This is a genomic window from Clostridium tarantellae (assembly GCF_009295725.1).
Taxonomy (GTDB): domain Bacteria; phylum Bacillota; class Clostridia; order Clostridiales; family Clostridiaceae; genus Sarcina; species Sarcina tarantellae.
The window spans coordinates 1-4455 of the sequence record NZ_WHJC01000277.1 but is presented as its reverse complement, the minus strand read 5'-3'; the positions used below and the strand labels follow the sequence as shown (position 1 = coordinate 4455).

Annotated in this window: 4 protein-coding genes; all 4 read right to left on the bottom strand. The window is 20.5% G+C overall.

Annotated elements, in window-relative coordinates; translation table 11 throughout:
* On the bottom strand, positions 1 to 1357 hold a 1357-nt coding region (locus GBZ86_RS13115), incomplete at its 3' end, for a transcriptional regulator (protein ID WP_479690750.1).
* A 15-nt stretch (positions 1358 to 1372) separates the two neighbouring features.
* On the bottom strand, positions 1373 to 2998 hold the full coding sequence (locus GBZ86_RS13110; RefSeq protein WP_152891337.1) for a hypothetical protein: 1626 nt from the start codon (positions 2996 to 2998) through the stop codon (positions 1373 to 1375).
* Complete coding sequence (locus GBZ86_RS13105; protein WP_152891335.1) at positions 2999 to 3478, bottom strand: ribbon-helix-helix protein, CopG family; 480 nt, start codon at positions 3476 to 3478, stop codon at positions 2999 to 3001.
* A 1-nt stretch (position 3479) separates the two neighbouring features.
* Positions 3480 to 4340 (bottom strand): ParA family protein, encoded by an 861-nt coding sequence (locus GBZ86_RS13100; RefSeq protein ID WP_152891333.1) that lies wholly within the window; start codon positions 4338 to 4340, stop codon positions 3480 to 3482.
* Between the last annotated feature and the right edge of the window lie 115 nt (positions 4341 to 4455).

Below are 4455 nucleotides of genomic sequence, written 5' to 3'. Positions count from 1 at the left end.
ACATAATTATAATAATTGTTATTTTATAAGAGAATTTTATAGAATTATTAAATAATAAAATATATATAGTTGAAAGTGTTATTAATAAATTAAATAATATTGTTTTTATTAAATTTTTTTTTAAATCTTTTTGTATTTTTAAAATTTTTTCTATATTGCTTTTATTTTCAAATTCATTATTATAATATTTTATATTTTCGCTAATATATAATGTATTTAAATAATCTTCTCCTTGCATAAAACTATATTCTTTTATAATACTATCTAAATTTATTTTTATATTCTTTTTAATTTCTTTACAGAATCGTTTTTGATTAAAATTTATTTTATTTATTATTTTATTATTATATTTTTCAATAAAATTTTCTTCCCATTCTTTTAATTCATTTTTTAAAATATCTTCTTTTTTTAAATTATCATTCTTTTTTATAAAATTACTTAATTTATTATATTCTAAATCAATGATAGAATCTTCATTATTAAAATCTATATCTTTTAATAATATAGTATTTATATACTCATTATCAATAATTGGTTGTTTAAATTTATCTTTATAATTTATTTTTTCTTTATATGTTAATCCATATTCAATAACGTCCTTTTTAAATCTAATTTTTACATAGTTCATTATTTCTTCTTTAAAAACATTTAATGTTGCTATTCCTATAGTTCCAATTTTAAACTTTCTTTCACGTTTTAAAATTTTATCTTTTAAACTATTTAATGGTGGATCTGTTGATGGTATTATATTTAAAAAAGCTATTATTGCACAGATATATTCTAACTCATTCCTTGATATTCTAGCTCCATCTTTAGCAATACTGTGTAATAAAAAAATTTTTGAATTTATATTTACCATTTTATTAGGTTCACTTATATAATTTTCTATATTTTTTAAATTTTCTATACCATTTTTTATACATAATTCATTATATCCCCATTCTTTATCTATTATAGGCATAATAAACAAGGAGACTCCCCAAAACTTATTTTTATCTATATTTCCATAGTTTATTTTATATAAAATATTTATTATATCTTCAGCTTTTTTAGATGAATCATATAGATCCAAAAAAAAATAAATATTTATTTTTATATCCATACACTCATAAATTCTAGATTTGTATCCAAAATCCACAAGCTTATTTAGATTTTTTGATGATAATAATTTTTCATCAATTATTTTTTGTATTAAATCTTCTAATTCTTCTAAATTTATATCATCTATATTAATAAATTCTATCAAATTTTTTAAGTAAACAGGAAATTCTTTTGTCATATTATCTAAAAAATCAATAGCCTTTTTCCCTGAATTTCCTAGTGAAACAACTAATGAAGGATTAAAAACTTCATTCATAATATTCACCTCATATTAATGTGATGTTTTATATTTTAATTTTTCATAAGCAATAATATTTTCCTTCATTATTAACTCACTAATATATTTTTTTTTATGATCAAGCAAATATTTTGTAGTATATTTTTTATTGCACATATTTAAAAATTTTTTTATAAATTCCAATATATTTTTATTGTTTGTTAATTTATTTAATACATCAGCTTCATTTTTTCCTAAAATAAGTTCCATATTTATTTCTTCTTTTTTTATATTTTTATCTTCCAAACTTTCAATATCTTCAACTCCTAAAGAAAATTTAGAATTATATATATATTCTAATGATTTTTTTAAATTTAACACATACTCATCATCTATTTTTATAATAGCACCATAAGCTTTAGCTAAACAATACTCATCTAAAAGTTGTTGAGTACTTATATCTAAATCATCAAAGCCAACATAACCTTCATCTAAATGTAAAGGATATGTCTTTGATGATAATAGTTTTAAATAATATTGCTTATAATTTTGAATTTCAGGTAAATACGCTGCACAAGCTCCCATCATAATATGAATAACGTCAATAGAATATGGATTAGTTGTTTCAACATATTTAGCTTGTTTAGATCTTTCTCCAGCTTGATTTCTTATCCAAAAATCAATTGCTTCATTAGGCTTTTCTGTAATACCATTAGTTATAGTTTCATCTCTAACTGAACCAATATAATAACATTCAGTCCATGATAATTCTGGACTCTTTTGTGCTGACCAAAAAGGCTTAGTTAATTTTGAAGTTAAATCTAATTCTTTTTTAATATATTCATTAAATCTTATTTTTTCTAAATTAGCATTTTCTTTTAATACATCTATTATAGAAATATTATACTTTAATTTTTCAAATTCCTTTTCACATATTTCTGTAAGAATATCATCTTTTAAAGAATTCAAATCATTTTGCCTTTTTTTAAAAAACTCTAATATACTCACCTTATTGAAAATACTGTTAATTTTAATTGATAAATTATTATTGATAAATTTATTTAAATAATATTTATCGTAAAAATTATTTCCAATCATTTCTCTAGCAATTATATTACCACCAAATCTTTTATTAGCTTGAAAGTTTATTTTATTTAATCGGTCTTCAAATATATTATAATTTAAATTACCTAATATACTATTTAAATTATTAATTTGTTTATCTATAATATGTTTAACCAAGTAAAAAACACTTTTATTTATACTATTTATAACACTTTCATTCAATCTGTCCAAATAATTATTATACTCTGTTACTGTTTTTTCATTTTTAGGAATTATAGTCTCTTTTTTTCTTAAAAACCCTTCCTTTTCCTTTATTTTATTAAAATATTCTAATATTTTTCCTTCATCAATATTATTTGAATCATTAAAGTTTTTAAGGGTTAAAATTACTTTTTCTAATATATTTTTAAGTTGTATTAAACCAACCTTAATTCCTTTTTCGTTTATATAAAGATTAATAATATTTTCAATATTATATTTATAAATATTGAAAAATAAACCTTTAAATTTTTCATTTAAATTCTCCTTTGTATTTATTGTAACTAAACCTCTAAATTTTATCACATATTTAAATATAAATACATGAAAAAAGATGGCCTTTAAAACCATCTTCATTTAATTTATATAATCCTGTGCAGTTAAAAATAGTTTGCAGAAATATTCACCCACACTCATATTTCTAAGTTCAGCACCATTTTTTAAAGCTTGTTGTATATCTTCTCTAATAGTAACAGGAATAGTATCATTTTTGTTCTTATTTGTTCTTTTTTCTATATCAATAATAAATTTACCAGTACTATCATCATAAAGTTGTTCTAAAATATCATTAATTATATTATTTCTATTATTACCAGTTTCTATAGTTAATTCTCTTAAAAGTTCTAATGCTTTTTCATTAAGACGGATAGATGTAGCTACTTTTTTATGTTTTTTCTTTATTTTTTTTAATTTTATTTTAGGGTTAATTTCAGTATTACTTGTAGTAACTTCTTCAAATACATTATTAGAACTTGTATTATCTAAAGATGTATTTTGTTCTTGTATCTGTTCTTGTATTTTTCCTAAAACACTACTAAATCCTTTTGCTTTTGCCATATTAAATCACCTTCATTCTCTCTAATATAGTTTTAGTTAAATGAGTATATTCATTACAGCCAGTATTATTTTTATTGATTGAAACAGCAGTTTCAAAATCTTCTAATGTATCAGTGTATACAGATAACATACTAATATGAGCATTTTTTATAAAACTATCTCCAATAGCACATTCTAAAGCTTTTTTAGTTTGTACATTCTTAACAGCTTTTCTATTATCAACCTTAGATAAAAATGATAATAACCTTAACTTTTCATCTCTACTAGAATTCATATCAGCAATAAGGTTAATAAGGTTACTTAATCCCTTAGCACTAAATACACTGCTTTCCACTGGAGCTATAACAGTATCTGCACACATTAAGGAATTATAAGTTGTTAAAGAAATTGAAGGGGGATTATCTATAAGAATAAAATCATATTTTTCTTTAATTTTTTTTAATTTCTTTAATAATATTCTGTTATTATCTACAGTGGTTATTATTTGCATATCTGTATATACATGGTCTATTGAAGAAGGAATTATATCTATATTTTCAAATTTACTTGGATAAATAACATCTTCTACATCACAACTTTTATCAATAAATAAATCATTTACTGTTTTGTATCCACCTTTTTCTAAATCATCATCATCCTTACCATTTGTAAGAATATAGGTAGTATTAGCCTGACCATCATTATCAATAACTAAACATTTTATTGGATGTTTTTTTAAATCTCTATCTTTAAAATTTATACTTTTTGAAAATATTTCTTCTTGCATAAAAGTTAATGCAGTAGAGATATTTAAGGTGCTAGTACTTTTACTAGTTCCTCCTTTTTGATTAAAAATACTTATTACTTTACAATTTCTTTTCATAATAAATTATCTCCTAAACTTATATTAAAGATTTTTTATATTGACTATATTTAAAATGAATTATTGGTTTTACCTGTTAACTTTTTCACTATAAAAAAATTACTATGTATATATT